Annotated in this window: 19 protein-coding genes; 15 read left to right on the forward strand and 4 right to left on the reverse strand. The window is 48.2% G+C overall.

Annotated elements, in window-relative coordinates:
• Positions 1–2070 precede the first annotated feature (2070 nt).
• Positions 2071–2268 carry a hypothetical protein gene (locus EKM94_RS10960; protein ID WP_125601832.1) on the forward strand — a complete coding sequence of 66 codons (198 nt, stop codon included), beginning with the start codon at positions 2071–2073 and terminating at the stop codon, positions 2266–2268.
• The gene (locus EKM94_RS10965; RefSeq protein WP_125601835.1) at positions 2255–2617 is read left to right on the forward strand and encodes a hypothetical protein; all 363 of its coding nucleotides are present in this window, start codon (positions 2255–2257) and stop codon (positions 2615–2617) included. The genes EKM94_RS10960 and EKM94_RS10965 overlap by 14 nt, the downstream gene beginning before the upstream one ends.
• Positions 2618–2676: 59 nt before the next feature.
• Here EKM94_RS10965 and EKM94_RS10970 read toward each other — a convergent pair whose 3' ends face one another.
• Positions 2677–3159, reverse strand: coding sequence for a glutathione peroxidase (locus tag EKM94_RS10970; RefSeq protein WP_125601838.1), 483 nt, complete (start codon positions 3157–3159; stop codon positions 2677–2679).
• A gap of 231 nt (positions 3160–3390) precedes the next feature.
• Here EKM94_RS10970 and EKM94_RS10975 point away from each other — a divergent pair, with 231 nt between their 5' ends.
• The 9 genes from EKM94_RS10975 (at position 3391) to EKM94_RS11015 (ending at position 13305) form a co-directional block, all read left to right on the forward strand.
• A complete protein-coding gene (locus EKM94_RS10975) occupies positions 3391–4161 on the forward strand; it encodes a hypothetical protein (protein WP_125601841.1) in 771 nt (256 codons plus the stop codon).
• A complete protein-coding gene (locus EKM94_RS12920; protein WP_191987506.1) occupies positions 4127–4915 on the forward strand; it encodes a MucBP domain-containing protein in 789 nt (262 codons plus the stop codon). Before EKM94_RS10975 ends, EKM94_RS12920 begins: the two co-directional genes overlap by 35 nt.
• Before the next feature lie 564 nt (positions 4916–5479).
• Positions 5480–7261, forward strand: a complete 1782-nt coding sequence (locus EKM94_RS10985) for a VaFE repeat-containing surface-anchored protein (RefSeq protein ID WP_125601844.1) — start codon at positions 5480–5482, stop codon at positions 7259–7261.
• A 413-nt stretch (positions 7262–7674) separates the two neighbouring features.
• Positions 7675–8088 (forward strand): hypothetical protein, encoded by a 414-nt coding sequence (locus EKM94_RS10990; RefSeq protein WP_125601847.1) that lies wholly within the window; start codon positions 7675–7677, stop codon positions 8086–8088.
• 86 nt (positions 8089–8174) lie between these two features.
• Positions 8175–8879: an ABC transporter ATP-binding protein gene (locus tag EKM94_RS10995; RefSeq protein WP_125601850.1), complete on the forward strand. Its 705-nt coding sequence runs from the start codon at positions 8175–8177 to the stop codon at positions 8877–8879.
• Positions 8880–8884: 5 nt separating this feature from the next.
• Complete coding sequence (locus EKM94_RS11000) at positions 8885–9952, forward strand: hypothetical protein (RefSeq protein ID WP_125601853.1); 1068 nt, start codon at positions 8885–8887, stop codon at positions 9950–9952.
• On the forward strand, positions 9873–11099 hold the full coding sequence (locus EKM94_RS11005; protein WP_125601856.1) for an ABC transporter permease: 1227 nt from the start codon (positions 9873–9875) through the stop codon (positions 11097–11099). Before EKM94_RS11000 ends, EKM94_RS11005 begins: the two co-directional genes overlap by 80 nt.
• 78 nt (positions 11100–11177) lie before the next feature.
• Positions 11178–11582, forward strand: a complete 405-nt coding sequence (locus EKM94_RS11010; protein ID WP_125601859.1) for an FtsX-like permease family protein — start codon at positions 11178–11180, stop codon at positions 11580–11582.
• A gap of 451 nt (positions 11583–12033) precedes the next feature.
• Positions 12034–13305, forward strand: a complete 1272-nt coding sequence (locus tag EKM94_RS11015) for an SLAP domain-containing protein (protein WP_125601861.1) — start codon at positions 12034–12036, stop codon at positions 13303–13305.
• An 825-nt stretch (positions 13306–14130) separates the two neighbouring features.
• On the opposite strand, the gene EKM94_RS11020 is transcribed toward EKM94_RS11015, so the two are convergent.
• The 3 genes from EKM94_RS11020 to EKM94_RS11030 form a co-directional block, all read right to left on the reverse strand.
• Entirely contained in the window at positions 14131–15444 is a 1314-nt protein-coding gene (locus EKM94_RS11020) for an IS1380 family transposase (protein ID WP_125601864.1), read from the reverse strand.
• 211 nt (positions 15445–15655) lie between these two features.
• A complete protein-coding gene (locus tag EKM94_RS11025; RefSeq protein ID WP_125601866.1) occupies positions 15656–16777 on the reverse strand; it encodes a helix-turn-helix domain-containing protein in 1122 nt (373 codons plus the stop codon).
• 35 nt (positions 16778–16812) lie between these two features.
• Entirely contained in the window at positions 16813–17496 is a 684-nt protein-coding gene (locus EKM94_RS11030) for a DUF5986 family protein (protein ID WP_125601871.1), read from the reverse strand.
• Between the two features lie 1181 nt (positions 17497–18677).
• Here EKM94_RS11030 and EKM94_RS11035 point away from each other — a divergent pair.
• From EKM94_RS11035 to EKM94_RS11050, 4 genes are all read left to right on the forward strand, one after another.
• Positions 18678–18890: a hypothetical protein gene (locus EKM94_RS11035; RefSeq protein ID WP_125601873.1), complete on the forward strand. Its 213-nt coding sequence runs from the start codon at positions 18678–18680 to the stop codon at positions 18888–18890.
• A 16-nt stretch (positions 18891–18906) separates the two neighbouring features.
• Positions 18907–19146 (forward strand): DUF2922 domain-containing protein, encoded by a 240-nt coding sequence (locus tag EKM94_RS11040; protein WP_125601875.1) that lies wholly within the window; start codon positions 18907–18909, stop codon positions 19144–19146.
• Positions 19147–19347: 201 nt separating this feature from the next.
• Positions 19348–20430: a C40 family peptidase gene (locus EKM94_RS11045; RefSeq protein ID WP_125601877.1), complete on the forward strand. Its 1083-nt coding sequence runs from the start codon at positions 19348–19350 to the stop codon at positions 20428–20430.
• A 564-nt stretch (positions 20431–20994) separates the two neighbouring features.
• The gene (locus tag EKM94_RS11050) at positions 20995–21825 is read left to right on the forward strand and encodes a hypothetical protein (RefSeq protein ID WP_125601880.1); all 831 of its coding nucleotides are present in this window, start codon (positions 20995–20997) and stop codon (positions 21823–21825) included.
• Positions 21826–21936 lie beyond the last annotated feature (111 nt).

The raw sequence follows: 21936 nt of genomic DNA on the forward strand, positions 1-21936 counted from the left end.
CAGTTTGGGACATCTATACCTACCTCGCTTACCTTTGGTTTAGTCACTTAAAGTATAGCACTAGGAGGCGTAGATGCCTTTTTATGTCATCAAAAAAGTCTAGAACTCCTGGTGTGAAATCATCTTTCAACACCAAAAATTCTAGACCCCTTTTTTTGTCGGCAGGTCAAGTGGTGAAGTGGCGTCCAATAACGGACCATTTCTATATAAAAGATGAATAAAGATTGCACAAAACCTAGTTTAAAGCGCTTGCGCTTTTTTCGTGTAACTCCTGGCCGACGCCGATCTGCCGCGGCAAAAGCCAATGAAGCCGCCTAACCTGCGAGCGTAAGTTTGTGGGCGCGTTGGCAAAATCAGCAGGTTCAGCCAGCAAAAGTGTGAAGATTTATTGATAATTGTTATGAAGATGGCTGAAACGGAAACTAGACCAATTTATGAAACCGACGCTTACAAAAATGAAATCAAGAACTAAATTGCGCTTTCATGGAATGTATCGAATATAATCATGCATAGCACACGATAAAGTCACAAATAAATCATAAACGACTAATCGGTTGGATGATCCGAGCTTGAAACACGAGCATCGTCGTTTGAAATGCTCGGTTCGCTGAAGAACTGACGGTAAAACGCAACACCATAAATGCTGGTATTGAGGCATAACTCTGAATGACGAGCACCTAAATTGTTCCTAACAACGAGTGGTTCGTTCCCACCGATCTATCACTGGCATCACCAATAGAATGACACGATCACGGCGACAATCAACGTGCTTTTGACGATAATTATCATAATTAATGAATAATGTATGAACTATAAATCTTAATAACGAATAATTTATCGGACAGCAAATTTTCATCGAAAATATTGAAGAAATTGCAACCAATTATGAAAAAAGTATGATATAATCAATTTGTGGTTAAGATCAAACGCTTTAATGATTTCGCGACATTAGCGAGAAACGTTAAGTGCGTGACATCGGCTGCGGGGAATCGAGAGTTGACGTTTTGGGGAACGTCGCAACTTGTCTGAATAATTCGGGGGAATCTTCAGCGAGCGGGACTTTCGATGCCGAGATGGTTAGTTGCGTTAGCGGAACAGACTTCAAAGTTACGGGGGAAGTAACAAGTGTGTCCGCGCCAACGAATCGTCAAGTAAACAACGTTGCATAATTCGCGTCAATTCACAGTTTCGCGAGCGGCATCAAATTCATTAGCGGTGAGGCTGGTTGTTCGTGGGGAATCACCAGTCTCAGGAATATTTTCAAACGAAGCATTTTGCGGAGCGCTTCAACATTCAGTTGCTTAGGCAGCGAATCATCTGTTCGGTGGCACCGTGCCGATCGAGAACCAGATGACCAATTCGGGGGATGCGGTCGTCACGTCAATGGGGGTTGGCGCGTTCTGATCACAAGCGCGGGGGAAGTACGATGCTGACTTGTGAGCGTCGGCCGGTGCCACCGGGAGCGACTTCAATTCAGAGCATGATGAAAGGATGTTGCCATATCAGACAAATCGGTGTTTGCTCCGATCGAACTAACTACTGAAAGCACGACGATTATTTCGTGTGGTCAATGATCATCTGACTTTGTTAGGTGCTTTTTGGCGGGTTTCGCGTCAGTTTCCAGTGAATTTCAAATTTCAATAGTTAGTTGAATCGGAGCAAACGAGCGGGCGATTCTTAAGATCGCGTTGATGATTTGCGTTTGTTTTCAAGTTTTTAGTTTAAGAAGCTCGCCCTAGCTGAGCGGGTCGCAGAGTCATGATAAGTTTGACGGGTCGACTCGCTTATTTGTTGTTACGCCCGATTTCTTGCGGTTCCCAGCGAATCGCTTCGTTTCCACCAGTCATGTCCCCCGAGGCAACTTAAGTACCGCCCCCCGGTGATCTGAGTTGCGTTGGCTGCAGACAAGCGCGTTTCGCGACTTGAATGTGGCCTTTTTTTATTTCCCGACTCTTTCGTCAAAAAAACGGTGAAAAATAGTTTTTCGCTGGATTGCGGGTGTGGTGGGTGTTGCGCGTGAGCGCAACCGGCTGGGACTGCTGTTGCGGACTGGAACGTGGTGGGCGTCGTTTGAAGCCAATTCCAAAAGCGGGAATTGTCTTCAAATCGAGCCTTGTCCTAAGCGGCAAAGCCGCCAAGGACAATTTCACCACTGAGCCGCGCAGTCCCAGCCGGTTGCTAGGCAGAATTGAGCCAATCAGCAATCGAAGATGGATATTTAGCGAAGTTCTTTTGCAAGCGAGAGGTCAAAGAAATGCCCATTTTTAGAGTGGTGCAGCGACACCAACGGATTCAGTTGATTCGTCAAGATTTTGCCCCAGTTCATCAGTCAGACTGTACTGGCGTCACCAATTTAAAGCTGGTGACCACTGGTCAGGGTCGTAAATTGCGTGACTCCTCATCAATTGGCCATAGCTTGTCAGGCGGCGTGAGTGCTCAAACGACTGTGATAACGTTGAGCGGCTGGAGCGGAGCGTGGCGTTGGTGGTCTGTTTATCCGACCTGGAGCCCCACCACACCTGCCAACCACCAACGCCACGCGCAGCGCAAGCTGCGGGCAATCTACTTTCAATCTCAGTCTTTTCCAGCAGAACAAGTTGCGGGCAGAAAAAAATAGCCCCAAACAAGGGCTACCTTCGCCGAACATGCGCGGCTGTGCGCGATCACCTTACACAATCAAGCCTTGACTGCTAAGGCCGCCTCGATTGCCGGCACCATTTCTTCTGGCTTGATCCGCGTGTCAAACCGTTGGACCACATTGCCATCGCGACCGATCAGAAACTTGGTAAAGTTCCAACGGATCCGACCTTCGAAATCAGCGCCACTTTCCTTGGTCAAGTAGTGGAACAGCGGTTGCGCCTCCTTACCATTGACCTGGCCAATCTGATGCATCGGGAAAGTTACCCCGTAAGTCGTTCGACAAGCCTGGGCCGCGTCCGCACTGGACTTCAGCTCCTGCTTGAACTGATTGGAAGGAAAACCTAACACCGTCAAACCCTGATCATGATACTTCTTGTACAACTCTTCTAAAGGACCAAACTGCGGCGTATAGCCACACTTGGTCGCCGTATTGACGATCACCAACACTTGGCCACGGTAGCGATCCAGAGAATAGGTCGTTCCATCTTCAAGCGTCACATCGAAATCATAAATTGACATTGGCAAAAACCTCCTTTCGTTCAGTATAGCGGTTTCGCTGACTTTCGGTTAGCGATTTGCACCAGCGGCGCGCAACGTTTTTTCGTGAAAGACTGACGGTAAAATCACCGTGGCAATCGCAAACGTGGTAGGCTTTAGGCGTTCAACAACATAGTCAACGACAAGGAAAATATACTTAAACCAGCTCCACAGCAACGAAAATTATTGGAAATAATCTTGGGGGATTCAACTATGAAAAAAGCAACAAACAAATTTACGCAAGCCGGCACGATTTTGCTGGCAATCAGTTTAGCGGCGGGGGCCGTGGTCGTGGTGCCAGAACTTGGTGCAGGGTCGCAGATAGAGACAGTGCAGGCGGCTGTGTTGCCACTCTATAAAAACACAACGAAAGAAGAGGCCAGAGTTATCTTTGAGGATGCGACTAAAACGAGCGACCGGGTTGCTGCGTTAATTAATCGTGTAAATGCAAGGTATACAAAAAATCAAGTCTCCGAATGGGACTTTGCTCCATACTCAACACAGGAAGAGGCACTGATGTTGAGTTTCTTTAGGTCATCTGGTAGTAGCAAAGGAAAATGGGAGGAATTTAATGGTGATAACAGTCAGATAACTATCTATACTTGCCAAAGTTCACTTAGTAGCTATATACTATTAATTCTTCCAGAATACCATCAGCAAATTCCAAAATTGCAGGAAATAGCTAGGGGAGTTTTAAAAGCAAATCCAGCGGCGGCGACGACTGATGCAGGACTGAGGCTACAAGCGGCTGTCGACTTAGCTAATACTGAAGGCGACAAGTATAAAGCAGCCTTGGGTGTAAGCACGATGTCTTGGGGCTACCCTAAGGGCGTTCTCGACCATTACGACTTCCAAACAGATCTGATCACCGCGCTCCTCGATGACCTTGATGAATTCGACAACGCGGCCCCAGAAACAACCACCATCACCATCAACTATCAAGCCCCAGATGGGCTCACCAATCGGTACACCGGCAACAGTTGAAGTCGATCCCGGCGCGACCTCGGTCACGATTCCTGCGACTAACTTAGCGGGAATCGGCAATTATGAACTGTCCAAGGACTACACCCTTGGAACTGATGGGACGTTGGTCTTGCCTTTGACAGATGGGCAAACATCGGTGACCTTGAAGTACACACTGAAACAAGCCAGTATCACCGTCAAAAGTGTAGATGAGAATGGAAAAGAAATTGGCACTGAAACTCAATCAGACGTTATTGGTACAAAGACCGATATTGAAGCACCGAAAATTAACGGTTACACCGTTAAGAGCGACAACATGAAAACTGTCATTTTCGGCACCGACACCGAAATCACGTTCACATATAAGAAGAACGCATCTCCAGCCCCGACTGATCCAACAAATCCAACGAATCCAACCGACCCAGATACCACCAACCCAACTGATCCAAATCCAACCGATCCAGACACCACCAATCCGACCACACCGACGGATCCAGAGCGGCCGACGTTGCCGATCACGGGTGGCGAAACTGGCGGCAATCAGGAGCAGCCGACAACCGACCCAGTAACCGGGACAACCGACCCAACAAACCCGACAGGCCCGACAACGGCGGTTAAGCCAATTCTCCCGGCGACCGGAGTAACAACCAAGACGACTTTGCCGCAAACTGGCGAGCGGCATCATGTGTTGGCGGCTTGGTTGAGCGCGGCGGGCGTGGCTTTGGCTGGCGTCGCGGCAGTGGCGGTGATCGTTACCCGCAAACGGCGCGATTGATTTTCAAGTTGGCCCCAAGAGCCTGACTTAACTAAATACGCAATCCCGACGGAAAACACTCAAACTTTTTTGGGTGTTTTTTAGTTTGGGCTTTTACCGTGTCTGGCCGGTCGTCACTGCAGGCCGAATTCAAGATAGAGCAACGGAGGCTCCTATCGAGTTTTTAGCATTTGATCAGGATTTAATGGATTTACACGCTCGAATCGTCAACTTTTTCCCACTAATCGTTTCAATGAATCGGGACGCAAATGGCGATATTCGATAATCACAAGCGTATTTATTCCATTCAATAATAGTGATGTGATAAGTTCTTGACATGAGATGGAAATCTCTGTAAGGCACAAGGAGACGGTGTTTCTGACGGAAAGAGCATAATTATCTGGTCCTCTTTGTGTTACCCAGGCCGGCCGTTGTTTCACCGTTGTTTCGCCGCTGCTTCACTGGTGAGAAACGGCGGTGCTGGAAGTGAACTGATCGATTTTTCGGAAATCGGGAAAGGGGGTCTGGAACTTAACGGCACGACCACAATATGGAGCGATGGACGATCGCGAAAGGGGTACGACCATGAAGAAACTGAAGCGAGCACTTATTTATTTGGCGGTGGTCATTGCGGCGTTGGCGCTGGGACGTCCAGCGACAGCACGGGCGGCAGATGACGTTAGGTATTTGGGCGGCATTGGCTATACTGGTGGCGCCAGTTGGCTAGACGGCATTCCGCTGGGCGAGAATACCATTACGAAAATTTCGCAACCATTTGGAATCATCAGTGGCATTACAGCGGCTGAAAACGGGCCTAATTCGGTTCAAGGCCAGAAATTTCGCGCTTCAAAAACCAGCGCTGGAATTGAGGATCTAAAGCTGGGCAATCTGGCTTACTGCTTGAATTATGCGCTGAACACACCGATTGGCCCGGCGAGTCCGGCTGAGACATTAACGGATACGGAGAAGCAGGCGTTAGAACTTGTTTTATTGTTGGGCTACCAAGAGATCGGGTCCAAGGTCATCAAGGGTTCGGCGGTCGCGAATTTGACCAATCTCGATGCTTATGTGGTCACCCAATGGCTGGTGCAGGAAATCGTTCAACCGGAGGCTAAGCAGGCATTCGAACTTGTGCCGCAAATCAATCAAGCCGTTGAAAAATTCAGGTCCCAGCTGGAGGTGGCGATTGGTGCTGGATTGGGTCTGTCATTGGCATCGGTCGGACAAACCACCCAGAATGGGCGCATCGCCGCGACTTATCAGTTGGTCACCAATCCGGCGGGGCTGGCGGGGACGGCGGACATTCAGCTGGCGGATATTCAGCTCGATAATGCGATCCCAGGCGCGATTTTGACCCAGGGGGAAACGGTATATTCATTGGCCCATCAGCAAACGGTGACCCTGCCGCTGGGCGCCACCTTTACCATCAGCGTGCCGGACCATCTTCACGGACGGACGGTCAACATCGAGGCCCGCGCCGCACTGGAGAATCACCACACCTTCGTTCGCTACGCCGCCCCTAATCCAAACAATCAGCAACCATCGATCGTTCTGGGAGACAACATTCCTGACAAAAATCTCAGTGCCGCGACGACATTTACCTGGACGACTCAACCACGTCCCAGCCTCAGCACCATGGCCACCGCGGTTAATGGTTCCAAAATCATTGCGCCCACGATCGCCGCCCAGATCATTGATGAAATTACGCTGACCAACCTGAACGTCGGCGAATCGTACACCCTTGAAGGCCAACTGTTTGAGGCAGAGACAGGACAACCCCTCGAAATTGACGGCGCCCCAGTGACCGCTGGGAAAAGTTTTGTTCCAGACGGGCCCACCTCCCTAGTGACCATGACGTTCACATTTGACGCGACGAAAATCCAAGGCCGCCGAGTTGTCGTCTACCAAACCCTGAAGAAGAACGGCTGGGTCGTCGCGCGGCATCATGACCGAGCTGACGCTGGCCAGACCGTTACCATCGGCAAAATCAACCCACCGGTGACGGATCCTGACCCGGAAGATGAAGAAGAAATCCCAACAACGCCGGATGGACCCAGTGACCCGGACAATCCCAATAACCCAGCTGATCCGGAAAATCCAACGGCGCCCACAGACGATCCGCTGGAATTGACGAAAGCCGCCAGCATCCGACCGATCCTGCCCCAAACCGACCTACCAAACGCTGACGGCGCGACCTGGAGCACCACACAACTGGGTACCATTGGCACCACCAAGACCGCGACCAACAACAAGCTGCCCCAAGCCAACGAGTCCAGCCACAAACGACTGACACTGGCGGGCCTCATCTTATTGAGCCTGGCAGGGTTGATCGGTCGCCGCCACTGGCACCGCCGCTTGACCCAATAAGCTTCACCTCGACCACACCGCCTGAACCCGGTGTGGTTTTGCCATGCCCGCACCCAACCCAGCCCCCCGGGAAAAGTAGCCGCCACCAAGCAAGCACCAGCCAACTGCCGAAATAGTGTCCATGGACTAATTTTAAATAGAAGGTTCTCACAACAATTCCCATCCGAAAATAACCAGAAACCTTGATCTGCCAAGCTCTGTTGCCAGACGAATCTTGTCTAGTCCAGCTATTTCCAGATACTCGAGCAATTGTTCTCGTGTCATCTAGAGAATATATTGAGCCACCAATCAAGGCCGGCGATGCATGCGCCAGTCAGAATCCGAGTTTGGCGCCGACGCTAAAATCGCCCAATTTGAGATAGCCCAGTTTGCGCCGACCGAACATCCTTACATACTCCCTAGACAATTCTTGAGTGGAAGCCAATCGATTTCGGCCAATTCCCACCCAAAAACTAGCTGAAGTTCATCAGCCAAACTGTCCCGGAGTCACCAATTTAAAACTGGCGACCACTAACCACGACCGTCAATTGCGTGGCTCTCCATCACTTGACGACAGCTTACCCGTCGGCGTGAGTGCTCAAACGCCTGTTAAAACGTTGAGCGGCTGGAGCGGAGAAATTCGGGGTGAGATCGCCGTGAAATTGGTCTTAGTGGCTTTGCCACTTAGACCAAGGCCTGATTTTGAGACAAGCCGCGCACTTTGCGGATTGGCTCAAAACAGCGCCCACAGCGAGCTCACCCCGAATTTCGCAGCGCAAGCTGCGGCCAACCTACTTTTAACAACAAAGTGCAGTGTACCTCACAATCGCTCAAATACTTTTTCGTGAAGCAAGCGTTCACAATTCCGCCGCAGTTAGACTATAATTGAGTTGTGTGGACCGCGATCCGCAAATCCAGAGACGAGGTAGTTAAGATGACAGATTACATTCAAGTGGTCGACGAAACCAAGCAGTACCAAATGGGCAGCACCACCATCACCGCCAACGACAAATTGAACTTCACCATCAAAAAGGGCGAGCTGGCGGTGATCCTCGGCCCCAGTGGCGCAGGCAAATCCACCGTCTTGAACATTCTCGGCGGCATGGACAAACCGACTTCCGGCCAAGTGCTGATCGATGGCGCTGACATTGCCAGTTACAGCGACCGCCAGCTGACCAGCTATCGCCGCACGGACGTGGGCTTTGTGTTCCAATTTTATAACTTGATTCCGAATCTGACGGCGTTGGAGAATGTGGAGTTGGCGACGGCGGTGGCGCCGGACGCCTTGGATCCCAGCACGGTGTTGGAAAATGTCGGCTTGGGCCAGCGCTTGGACAATTTCCCGGCGCAACTTTCTGGTGGAGAGCAACAGCGGGTGGCAATCGCCCGGGCGTTAGCGAAGAATCCCAAGTTACTCTTGGCCGATGAGCCGACAGGGGCGTTGGATTATCAAACCGGGAAACAGGTGTTGCAGTTGTTGCAAGACGTCAGCCATCAACAAGGGCAAACCGTGGTGATCATCACCCATAACGCGGCGCTGGCGCCCATGGCTGACCGGGTGATCAAAATCAACGACGCCAAAGTCCGGGAAATCACCACCAATCCCACGCCCACGCCGATCACGGCGATCGAATGGTGAGCCAAATGGGGAAGAAAACCATGCCGACCAGCCAGCGCCGTTTGCAGCGCCAATTGCTGAAGCGCCGCATCCAAACCAACTGGGGCCGCTTCGTCGCGATCATTCTGATCATGATGTTAGGGGTGCTCCTGTATGTGGGCATCAAATCCAGCGGCCCCGTGCTCTACAACAACGCCCAAACGTATTTCACCAATAAACAGGCCAGCGATCTGCAAATCATTTCCACCACCGGTCTGACCGAAACCGACGTTAAATTGGCGGAAAAACTCACCGGCGCTAAAGTCGAGGCGGGCAAGTCCGTCGACGCGCTGACCGCCAGTAATCATCGCACGGTCCATTTAATGAGCCTGCCCCAAGACTTGAATCAGCTCCAAGTCTTGGCCGGTCGCCGGCCCACCAAAGCCAATGAGATCATTCTGGACGAGCAGGCCCAGCGAGCGGGCTATCGGCTGGGCCAGACCTACAAGTTCCAGCAGACCAGCGGCTTGGCCCGTCAGCAGTTTCGCATCGTCGGGTTCGCTCGGTCACCGCTGTTCATTGACCGCACCGCCCGAGGCACCACCACCATCGGCGCCGGGACCGTGGACTATTTCGCTTGCGTCACCGCGCAGAATTTCAGCAACAAGGTCTACAGCGTCCTCTACTTGCAAGTGGCGGCCCTGACCAAGCTGAATCCCTTCCAAGACACCTATCAAGACAAAAGCGCCCAAGCCACCAAACGGCTCAAAAAAATCTTCAAAGGGCGGGCGGCGCAACGCAACGCGGCCTTATTCGCTCCGATCAAGACGAAACTAGCCAAACAGCAGGACCAAATCACCACCAGTCAGCAACAAGTCACCAGCGCCCAAGCCCAACTGACCGCCCAGCAGCAACAACTGGACCAACAATTGACCGCCAGTGACCAACTGAGCGCCAGTCAACAAGCCACCTTGGCCGCCCAACAAGCGGCCCTCAAGACCCAACAGGATCAATTGACCGGCCCAAGCCCAACAATTGACCGCGGCGGCCACCAAGCTCCAGCAAGCCCGCCAGCAAGCCAAGGCGCAGATCAACACCCAGTATTATTTCAATGACCGCCAAGCTCTCCCTGGTTACAGCAGTTACGGCGAATTAGCCGAGCGCATCCAAGCCATCGCCAACGTCTTCCCCCTGATCTTCTTCCTGATCGCCATCCTGGTCACCTTCACCACCATGACCCGGATGATCGAAGAAGACCGCCTGCAGATCGGCACCATGAAGGCGCTGGGCTACACCCGCCGGGAAATCGGCCGCGGCTACTTGACCTACGCGCTGTTGGCCGCTTTGTGCGGGAGCGTGGCTGGGGTGATCATTGGCACCGAGACCCTGCCGCGAATCATCTTCAAAATGATGCAGAATCAATTCAGCTTACCCGACCACGGTGTTCTGTACATCCCCAGCACGATTGCCATCGCCTCCTTGTTGGCAGCCTTCGCCACGTTAGGCGCCGTCGGGATCGCCATTAGCCGCGAATTGCGGGAACGCCCAGCCGCGCTGTTGTTACCACGAGCGCCGAAAGCCGGTAAAGAGATCCTCCTGGAGAAAATCAAACCTCTCTGGCGACACCTCAGCTTCAACCGCAAAGTCAGCTACCGCAACCTCTTCCGCTTCAAATCCCGGATGTGGATGGGCATCTTAGGCATCGCCGGCGGCACCGGACTGATCCTGGCCGGCTTCGGTATTCGCGATTCCATTGCCGCCTCCAGTGAGCGCCAATTCAGCGAGATCATCCACTACCAAGCCGTCGTCACCACTACCAAAACCAGCGCGCCCAAAGCCGCCCAAGTCCTGGCCGCCGACAGCCGCTACCAAAGCAAGCTCCCGGTCCACGCTGAACAAGTCAATTTGCGCGCCGCTGGTCAGCAAGTCGACGCCGTCACCTTATACGCCGCCGCCCAACCAGCCAAGTTCCAGCGTTACATGGCATTGACCGGCCCCTTACCCGACAAGAATGGCGTCATCCTCAGCGCCAAAACCGCCCAACTCCTGGAACTGACGGTAGGCGATCAGTTCACCGTCCAAGCCAGCGATGGCGTCCGCTTCCAAGCGAAATTGCGCGGCGTGACCACCAATTACGCTGGCCATTTCATTTACTTCAGCCGCGGCTACTTGCACCAAGTCGCCGCCGACCGGGACCAGATCAACACCTGGCTGGTCCGGACCAAGTCGGCCACCAGCGCCCAAGAACAAGACTTGGCCTAACAACTGCTGGCCACCAAGCAAGTCGTCAACGTCAGCTACCTGTCCACCCAACAAGCCGCCGCTGACCGCCAAACGCAAATGTTACAACTGATCGTGGTGATCTTCATCCTCCTGTCCGGACTCTTGACCTTCATCGTCTTATACAACCTAACCAACATCAACGTCTCCGAACGGATCCGCGAATTGTCCACGATCAAAGTCCTGGGCTTCTACGACCGGGAAGTCACCATGTACATCGTCCGCGAGAACCTGATCTTGACGATCCTGGGCATCATCTTGGGCTTAGGCTTCGGTAATCTCCTGACGCTCTTCATCTTGCACCAAGCCGCCACCAGCCAAGTGGTCTTCCCCTTAACAATCAGTTTCCTCGGTTACGCCGTGGCGATCACCATGACCATTCTCTTTACGATCATCGTCATGTTTGTGACCCACCGCCATTTAAAGGCGATTGATATGATCGCCGCGCTGAAAGCCAATGATTAACTGGGCATACTAGTCAACTTCTTCTGAATAGGAATCTGTATAAAGCACTTCCAGCATCGAAACGGTCAAACCTTGTCATTATCAAACTTTCATCTACGCCCGTCCACACTTTCACCAACATTAGTCGTATAAATCACATGAAATGCCGCGAATTCCCAGCACCAATGGATAAAAAAACCAAAAAAGAACTATCATTTTATCCAAAAAAGTTCTATGATACAGGTAAGCATTAGTTTGCCACAAGCTCGTGCCACGGAATTCGGCTATTTCTCATTTAGATTATCTTGACCGGTCGCTAAATGGTGAAATAGTTCGGTTTGCGGCTTTCTTTGGCTAAAAAAATGCAACTTTAATCACTTTTAAGCGATAAAAGGGTTGCACGAGCAATTACTAAATGCTACAATTAGCTTTGTTAATTAATAATAAGATTGTCTCTTGGAGGGAATAAGTAATGAAGAAAAATTCTAAGTTACGTTATGTCGGCCTTTGCGCCGCAGCTTTACTATTAGTAGCACCAGTTGCTGCACCAGCACTTTCTGCAGCAAGCAATGTATCAGTTGTTTCAGCAGCAGTTTCTGATGATGATGCATTGAAGAGCTTGACAGAATATCTGAATGGGTTCAGTCAAAATGCTGATACACTTTCAACTGATAACGAAGACTCAATCATTGCTGCAGCAAAGGAATTACCTGAAAAGTTTGATGCTGATAAATTTGCAAGCAACCCAATTTTAAGCCGTTTTGCAAAGTCAAGCTGGACATTCACGGATGGTGCAAACTTAGCAGGCTACAACTTTACTTTGAAGGCTGTTAAGTCAGGTTTGACTAGCGACGAAGCAATCCGTGATTTATTTACTAATAAAAAAGGCTCACTTACGTTTGTTTTACAAGCTACCAAGACAAATTTGAATACTAACGCTGAAGACAATGTTAAAGCAGCTACCTTAACTTTAAACTATGCTAAATCAGCTGATGTAGTTGGCGTCAAGGGCGCCGATGCAACCTTCACTTCACCATTGAAATCAACTGTTGGTGCTACCGCTTCTTCGTTCAAAACATTTGAAGGTGTTTTGGCTGATCTTAAGGTTACAACTGATCAAGGTGCAAGTGTTAGTCTCGCCGGTATGATTCATGGCAAGCCTGTAGTTGCAAACAATTCAGCAAGCGATGTGGTTTATGATTCAGATTCGAATAAATTCGTTAAAAATGGCTCTGCAAAGCAGACATATAAAATTGTCGTTCCTGCTACTTCTTTAACTAAGAAGGTTGATGGTAAGGATTTTGCCTTAAGTAACATTTCAGTTAATGGCGTGAAGTTACGCGCGGCTGGCGATGTTTATGCTGCTTTTGGTGATGGCTTCTCCGTAGTCTCTGAAGGAACTGTTCCAGCAATTACTTCTGGTGAAAATGGTGCAGTAGTTACAGGGGATTTGACTTTGAGTGTTAGCCGTACGATTAATGTCGGTGATGCTGAAGAAGTTCCTACAGAAGTCAAAGTTTCCGGCGTTGTTCAAATTAACTACGTCCCTGGCTATGGTATCCAAGTATGGGATAGCTACAAAGATGGCAAGATCGTTCGCGATGCTAACGGCAAAGCTAAGAAATTAGCTCATGGTACTGCTTGGAAAGTATTCAAGAAGATTACAATCAAGGGTACTACTTATTACAACCTTGGTGGCAACCAATGGGTTAGCGATGATTACGCTAAGTTTTCTGCTAAATAATCATTAAATTGATGAACAATCCTACTTCGGTAGGATTGTTTTTTTGGGTCTAGAATTTTGAGGGGTAACAGTATAGCCTTGTGACTTCGCGTTTGAAATTCGAGTAATTTAAAAAGGCCAGAGTATCGGAGATAAGTTGTCTCTGAACTCTGGTCTTTTTGCTATATGTTTGTGTTGTGGAATCGATTAATAGTTGATCGTAACCAGTGTGAGCAGTGCTGTAACAGGGTTGGGTGTATACTATAACGACAAACTTGGCCCAGTTATTTTTGTTTAAGTTTTCAGATGACTTCTAGATGTTGTTTCGGCTGAGCCAGCGATATATTCAAAACATGAAGGGTACGATGCATATTGATCAAAGTTTGACGTGATGATAATGTTGGCACCATATATCCAACAACTGATGGAAGTGATAACGTGTTGTCATCTAATTAAGTCTAACCAACTCCGAATAGAACCTGGAACCTTACTTTGAGTCTCAGATAATTACAATAAGAGATTGTCGATTTTGGTTGCTGTCTTAACATAATGGTGGTGAACCAGGCTGGAGAATCGTAAATGAATATTTTGCTGAATCAGACCAATTTTAAACAATAAAAAAGATCCCGAATGATTCATACTTTTTCTAACGGACTCCGATTTTCAAAATTTTGCGAGAATATAACGATAAGTCGAGCCGAAATTTTATTTTTTAGATTGCTTTCCATTTCTTTGATAAAAAGTCTGGTGGATTATAGTTCTCTCCCACCTTCTGGCTGATTTTGGGTAGACTTATCCCTTGGCGCAAAGTGCCTGTTTTTATTTTGTCGTGATTTGTCCCACGTCTCACCAATGGAGTTGCTGGATTTTTTGAAGAAGCTGAAAGAAGTGTTCCTGATAAACATGAGATGAACTGGTTTTCAACAATAGTCTCCGACCGGTTTGAACCACTTTACCTGCAATCTTGAATAGTCTTAGGCGAATTGTATCGACCCGCATACCAGCAGACTTGACCGGCAGACAAAGTGTCCGCATGAAATTAACGATGTTGTAAGCCAACAGGCTTACCATCATACGAGCTTGGTTCTCTACGAAAGAGCTACTGTCAGTCTTATCGAGGTTAAATCCGCTTTTCGCCTCTTTGATAAAGTTCTCCATAGCTCCACGTTTGCAGTAGGTCTGAAAAACCGTTTCGGCGGAAACATTATTCGAGTAATTTGTAACGATGTATTCATGCCGAGAAATCAGCTCAACAGCTTCTCGAGTCGATTTAATACAGATACGACGTGCTTTAGACCAACTGTTTGCTTGATAGAGCGTTGAAGAATAACTGACTTCTCGCTTCTCCCAATGAGTGTCATCATCAACTTGGATGTTCTTTTCTGCAATTTTAAAAAGGATGGCGTTTGATTTTAGACGGATCACATAAAAGCTACTGTATGCTTCGCAGAGTTCATAAAGCTCGGGAGTAGCGAAGCCACTATCTCCACGAACGAGAATATTACTATCAGGAACTACCTGCTGGTAGTGTTTGAACAGCGGCGCAACGAAATCTCCTACACCATTGGATGTATAAACGCTGCCCGGACGAAGTTCAGCCTTTAAGAAATCACCCGTCAGACCATCGAACGCAACTAATGGATGGTACCCGTTGGTACCATAATGGGCATTATAACTACTCAATTCTTGCTTGCCATATGTGTCTGAATGCGTTGAGTCAAGATCGAAGATCATTTCGGTGGTATTGCGGACTAACCGCACCTTGTCAATCATAGCTTGGTTGAGGTCCTGAAATTGAGAAATATTGTCTTTACTAATGCGATTCCAAAAGCGAGACAGTGAAGGCTGAGATGCCAACCTATTCTTTCCAAATAAAATCTTGAAAGCAGGATCTTCCTTCAATAGTGTGGCAGCAGAATCGGTCGTATATCCAGCGATAATTTGATAAATCAACTGTTCCATCAACGAAAGGTTGGTGTGGGTATGGTAGAGACGTGCATCTTTTATGGTCAGGTGTTTTCTAGAAAGAGCGGTAAAATCAAGTGAATCCATAAACTCTTTGACGAGAATCAATCCACAGTCATTTGAAATATTACCACCTGTGTTTGAAATCGTCAGATTTGAGTTGAATTTTGTTTTAATTTCATGTAAAGTAGCCATTGAAGGTCCCTCTTTCTGTGGTTGTTTGTGCAAACTAACCATATCAGATTGGGGGCCTTTTTTACACCCATTGGGTGTAAATCAGACAGGGAAAAAGTATTGTTACATCAGCGTTGCTAGTTAGTGGTCGCTTTTGTATGAATAATTCGGGAAGATGGATTCATCTAGAAATCCATCTTTCGAATGTCTGGGTATAACTGATCCATATTCGCTATTTTAGCTGGACAATGTCCGCTTTAAAGCGGTTCATAGGTACTCCAATGACTTGTGCGAGAATCTCTGTGGGGAATGCTACGCCGTATCTTTTATTGAGTATTCCCGATAATTCGCGCGCCTGTAGAATCTTTGCACCTTCCAATAGTTCTAGAGACTCACTCAATAGTTGGGGCTTTGATGGTGGCATGATACCATCTAACTTTTCTTGCTTGCGCCACCCACGAGCACTAATACGCTTCTGTAAACGAAGATACTCGTCAGCATCGAGTAGGCGAAGAGATCTGGCTCTGGGCACCATTGCACCGGCCGCAACATACCACTTCATCTTTAACCGAATATATTCGTCAAGATTCATGAGATTATCGTTAATGGAGTGTTCAAATGCTTGAGCGGGAAGGAGAAATTCAGAGGCAAATTCGTCAGCTTCCTTTTCCAGTTGGCGATATTCTTGAGGGTCCAAGGATTGTGGCTCGATACTGTTGGCATGAAGAATAAAGTGACCCAACTCGTGCGCAAGACTAAACTGTTGGCGAAAGAAGGTCATACTGTTAACATCCACAAGCACCACGTAGTATCTGTGCTCATTGACGTCAACATAGCCACTATGAGCATCAATTCTTTCAGAACCAGAATTAACCTGTGCCACTAGGATGCCATGGCTTTCTATGAGTCGAAGGATGTTCTCGATTGGCTTGTCCCCCAGGTCCCATAACTGGCGAAGTTGGATAGCCGCAGCTTTTGGCGCCTTCGATTCAATCTCTGTTTGAAACAATGGGGGGAATTCAATGTACTCACCAAACAAGTCACGGACTAAACCAGCAGCCTTTTTATAGGTTTCACTGGGCATTTTTTCCGACTGTGTTGAGGTTAATCGGCTTCTGAAGTAGGTCCCCTCATCTTTGTAATTAAATTTATCGATACCAGTAAAGAAATCGACTGGGAACTGTAAAGCCCTGACGATTCGTTGGAACACTTCAAGTCCGGGTTGAGCAGTTCCTCTTTCGTAACGAGAAATCATTTGTTTGGAAACGCCAGCCTTTTCCGAAAGGCTGGTAATGGTCAGCCTACGATAGCGTCTGGCTTCACGGAGGCGAGCCCCATTTAGTTCAAAACCCATTATGCAACATCCTCACTAATAGTAATTTGTTCGAGTTAAGCTTTCTTGATTTTAAGCTTAACCAGTGGCGTAGATTCTGTGGTGCGTTGGACAGGTTCAGTACCAAGTGAATCATTCTCACTTGTTTTATCTTGGTCAAGAAGCATATCACTAATATCTTCGCGCTCAATTGTTGCACCACTTTGGTCTAGCAGATAAACAGCTCCACCAATTGCACTATGATTAGCGTAGTCGAAAGCTAATACCTGAACGTGTTCAATTTGACCTGCAAATTCTCCCAAGATATTGTCGCAGTCCATTTCTCGCGCAGCTTTAAAACTTTCTTCATCGAATGCGAACAGTTCTTGCTGTACGCAAATCGATTCTGGATTAAGCCGCAACAGAGAGAATAAGTAGTGAGTACGATGCTTATTTTTTTTGAACTCTCTCTGCAACTTCCGTAAGTTATCATGAGTCATTAGCAAATAGACAGTATGGTTCTCGACATTAACCATCGCTTCAAATTGCCAAATAGTCCCTCGTTTAACGTGGCGAATTTTGATGATCGAGTGATCAGCAAAAATGTCCGTGAGCACTTGCCCACGATTTGCCCAAACTGAGTGATCTAAACCATCATGATTAACCTTTGAAATGGCTGCCTCAAAGTTAGGCAATATGGTTTCGTCGGTAATAGACATGACGTTTACTGCCGCTTTTAAGACTTCTTGATCCAAATCCATTTAACAACCTTCTTATAATTAGTATTTTGAACACAAATTAATTATACCACGCCGGTTGACAAATTGTGCAACTATACCGGTAATAAGGCGCAAATCTTCAATATATCGTGGTTTGACTCTATAATTAGCAAATTATATAGCTAATTATGTGTTGAAAGGAATCAAGAAGTATTGAGTTACGCAAAGCAGATGGATGAGCAACTTGAAGTTATATGACCGTGATAAGAATTATATTGTTGTCCAACAATGACTGGGAATCCAGGGATCGTTTGTCATGTCCTTTAGATAAATCTATTGAAAGGGCATCTTCATAGGCGACCACTTAGGATAAAAGGCAAGCTTGCTTAACTCAGTTCAGCGCGTTAAGCGCCGCTAAGTTCCGTTCAGTTCGTTAAACTCATAAACTGTTAAGCGCGTTGACTTTTTAGTATTACGCTCATTTTACGGCGGTTTAAACACGTTTAAACGTCATCTAAGCACGCTCTTGCCCATGAGGATGATTTGAGCGAGGCCGACCGGAGCCGAGCCAGGAGGTCAGATTTAGACGTTTGGCAGTGGTTGGCGAGTCCGTGGCGACCACTGACGGGGACTGATGGGCGTAATCCTGTCAATTTTTGCGATAATGGGGCCTGACTTTTAGATCAGTAGCGTGCTGGCGGTCACTTTTTTCTAGAATTTAGCGGCGAAATTTGCGGTTGATGGACGAAATCGACCGCCTTTTTTGTTGTTTTTTGTAGTTGGCGGCCATTTTTTGCGATTTTTCTGGTTGGTGCCAGATTTTTTGCCGATTTTGATCCGTATTCTGAAGAATTTTCGGGGCTGATCAGGTCATTTTCTGGGTGCTTCAGCGAATCGTCAGGTCAAATTTGGTCGAAATCGGGCGAATTTCGTCTCAAATTCAAATTTTTTAAAAATATTTTTGAAGTTTTTTTTGGAAAAATGACCAAGTTTCCTGTGATGTTAATGATAATATTTTTCTATCAGGGGTCTTCTGGTGCCTGAATTTTAAATGGCAAACCGTCTGTATAGTATTAATATTACCTCAGAAACTCAGAAAAGGTTTTTAAAATCTTAGGAAGATTTCTTGCCGTTTTGGGGTCGCTCAAACGTTACTAATAGTGTAAGACAATTTACGCCGGCAAGAAATTGGCTTAACAACAAAACTCAATGGAGGTAACATCATGGAATTAGAATGGTCAGCAACTGCACTTGCATTCAACTTTATCGGGGACGAATTGCCTGAAGACGGGAAGATCCGTCGGTTTACTAAGGCTGTGGCCCAACCGTCAGTCGAACAGCTCAATGCCTTTGGTCATGCGATCGCGGCGTTGGGGGTCAACGAAACGGTGGTCGATGCGGAAGTAACCACGAAACAGATCGTCAATTTAGGTTAAGCGGAGGTAGAAGAAGATGAAGCAATTACAATTGAATTTCCAAAGCAATTTCGATAAGAAGCATCACGTCACACTCAGCGACGTGAACACGGCCTTAACAGGTGATCAGGTCAAGACACAAATGCAGGCGATTGCGGCGAGTAAGTTGTTCGCCAATGGGGATGAGCGCCTTTACGATCAACCGCTCAGCGCGCAATACGTTGAACGGATCGTGACTCCGATCTTTGATGAAGAGAAGGACGCGGTGGAAGCGTAAATTTCTTTAAACAATCTTTAGATTTCTTCACATTGGAAATCTAGAATTGGTCGGGGGTTCCGCGATCGTCTGCACAAAGTGACTGTTGTGTCATACAAGTGTGTTATCGTTGTAACACAAACGTAACATTAAAGCGTTATGATTACCTGTAACTAGTCGAGTGCTTCATGTCTGCTTTTTCGAAAAGGGGTAATTGATTTTATGGCGCAAAAGAAGAAAATGGCATCTTTACTGCTGGGCGTCGGGGTTCTGACAACCGCCGCATTAGCAGCACAGAAGACGGATGAAACACAAGCCGCAACACGTAAAGTTACTTATACAGAGGGTGCAACAACTGTTTGGACCAGTCCTAGTGCTGGGCAACAAGCGAAACGTTATCTCTCACCGAACCAGACTGTTGAGTTCGTCTCAGCAAAGCAGGTCGGCGGAACGAAATGGTTGGAGACGACCGATGGCGGTTGGGTTCCTGAAACTTATCTGTCCGGTGAAATCTCCGGATCAACCAACACGACTAATAATAGTACTAACAGCAATACTTCTAGTAACACCAGTAACGCGGCTTCCAATGCTGCTGCTGGGACTTTGACGGTCACTTACGCAAGTGGCGCCACCACCGTTTGGCAGAACATGAACTTCAGCCAGGTGAAGGGTTACATGGTCAAAGGACAGACCGCGAAATACGTTGCAACCAAGACCATCAATGGTGGCACTTGGTACCAATTGGCTGATGGTGGCTGGGTCTTGAGTTCATATGTTAGTTTAGGCGGAGCTGCAAGCAACGCTGATGCTAACAATGTTGGCTCAGGCAATTCCAGCAATACCAGCAATTCAACCAACAACGGCAACACCAATAACTCGAGTTCAACCAATACGAACAACAATTCCAACGCTGGCAGTGGTAGCATCACCACGACTGCGCAAGCGTCACGGCAACAAATCGTTAACTATGCCAAGACCTTCATGGGTGTCCCTTATGTATGGGGCGGCACCACACCAGCAGGTTTTGACTGCTCTGGGTTGGTTCAATATGTCTACGGGCATTTCGGGATCAACTTGCATCGGGTCACTTACCAACAAGAGTATGATGGCACGATCAAGGCAGCCAGCGCCGCTCAAGCCGGTGATCTAGTGTTCTTCGGCACACGTGGTAGCACTTACCACGTTGCGATTTCCCTCGGGAATGGTCAGTATATCCACGCACCACAACCTGGCCAGACCGTTACGATCGGTTCGAGTCAATGGTTCGCACCTAGCTTCGCCATGAGCGTCCCAGGTGTATACTAGTACTCCTTAATTTTGCTCCCAAGATTTTCACGGCTAAGCTTTAGCCCATAGAGCTTAGTCCTTCTTGGTTAGTGTTATAAGAGAGAGTCGTCTTCTAGCAGATACGACTCTCTTTTTTTGTGCCCGAAATTTCGGGTCAATGGTGATCAACGGTTATGGCGTTGGTGGCGCTGGTATGGGAACGGCGGTGTGTTGGCTGGTGGCCGTTAGCTGCTGGTGTGGGTGGGTGCGTGGTGGACACGTGTTGGCTGGTGATCCGTTAGTCACCGACTTGTTGGTTGCTAGCTGATGACGCCCACGTTGAGCTACTAGTGGCGGTGGTGTTGCTTCTGGTGCGATACTAGTAGGCGTATGACTCTAATTGGATAATGAGCACTTTTTGGCTTTTATGAACTTTGACGCCATTTGTCCGGTGGGAGAATGGCCGGTGTTTGGCACAAAATAGCGCTGTTTAGGAACTTATCAAATTGTATTATCGCTATTTTTTTTGCGAAATTTACACTTGAACTCATTGAACGACCTCTGGTATGATATGACCAATCGATAATGGAAGGAAGTAATTAGATGACAGGAATTGATTATTTGAGTTTGGAACGGTTGGTTGAGATCGCGGGCAATGAACAGGGCGTGTTGACGAAGGAGCGGCTGATGCAGGCGGACTTGCGGAAGTTGATTCCCATCGTACCGGATCCGGGGCTGATCAAAGATTTTTATGTGCTGCTGAATTACACGGCGCCGAATCCACAGCAGATTAAAACCATGGTGATCACGCCCGCGGGAGTTTATCTCACGCCCCGTTCGACCAAACAAATTTTGCAATATCATATGCGTCACAGTATCTTGGATGTGTCGGTGGTGCGGGCGTTGCGGACGCACTTGGCGCAGGCGGACAATTGTGAGTTGTCGTTGTGTTTCGCTAATTGGGTGGCGATGCATCTGTCTGGGGTCTCCAGCTCCAAGTTGGCTGATTGGGTGGCCTTGCATCACACGAAGGCAATCGTTGCTGGGCAGGATGCGAATACGCGGGTGTTCCAATTGGCGTCGAATTTGCAGGTGGCGCTACCGGTGCAACGGAATTTCGATACGCGGTTGACGCACTTGGAGTGGATGAGCGCGATTGAATTGGAGGCGTTTCGGCATTTGTGTGCGGAAGTGGGTGTGCCGATGGATCTGGCCAAGTTGTCGCGGAATATTTTGCGCGACGCCGATGTCAATTTCCGCAGTCACTGCGAGGCGGTCAGCGCCGAGGGCATCGGGCGCTATCTGTTGTCGTTCCAAGAATTGACGTTGGAAGCCGTGCGGCGCCATCCTGAATTGGGGATCTTGACCGTGATCTTCATTGACTTCAAGCATTATTTCTTGGTCCAGTTAGAACGGAGTCGCAGTTTCAATTAATTTAAATATTTTTCCTCGGAGCAAAAATGGCAGCGCTAACATGACGGCGCTGTTTTTTTTATTTGTGCGGGGAAATTCGCGGGAAGCCTTGGGGGCGTTGGCAACTAGCTC

This window comes from Lapidilactobacillus achengensis, assembly GCF_003946655.1.
GTDB classification, from domain to species: domain Bacteria; phylum Bacillota; class Bacilli; order Lactobacillales; family Lactobacillaceae; genus Lapidilactobacillus; species Lapidilactobacillus achengensis.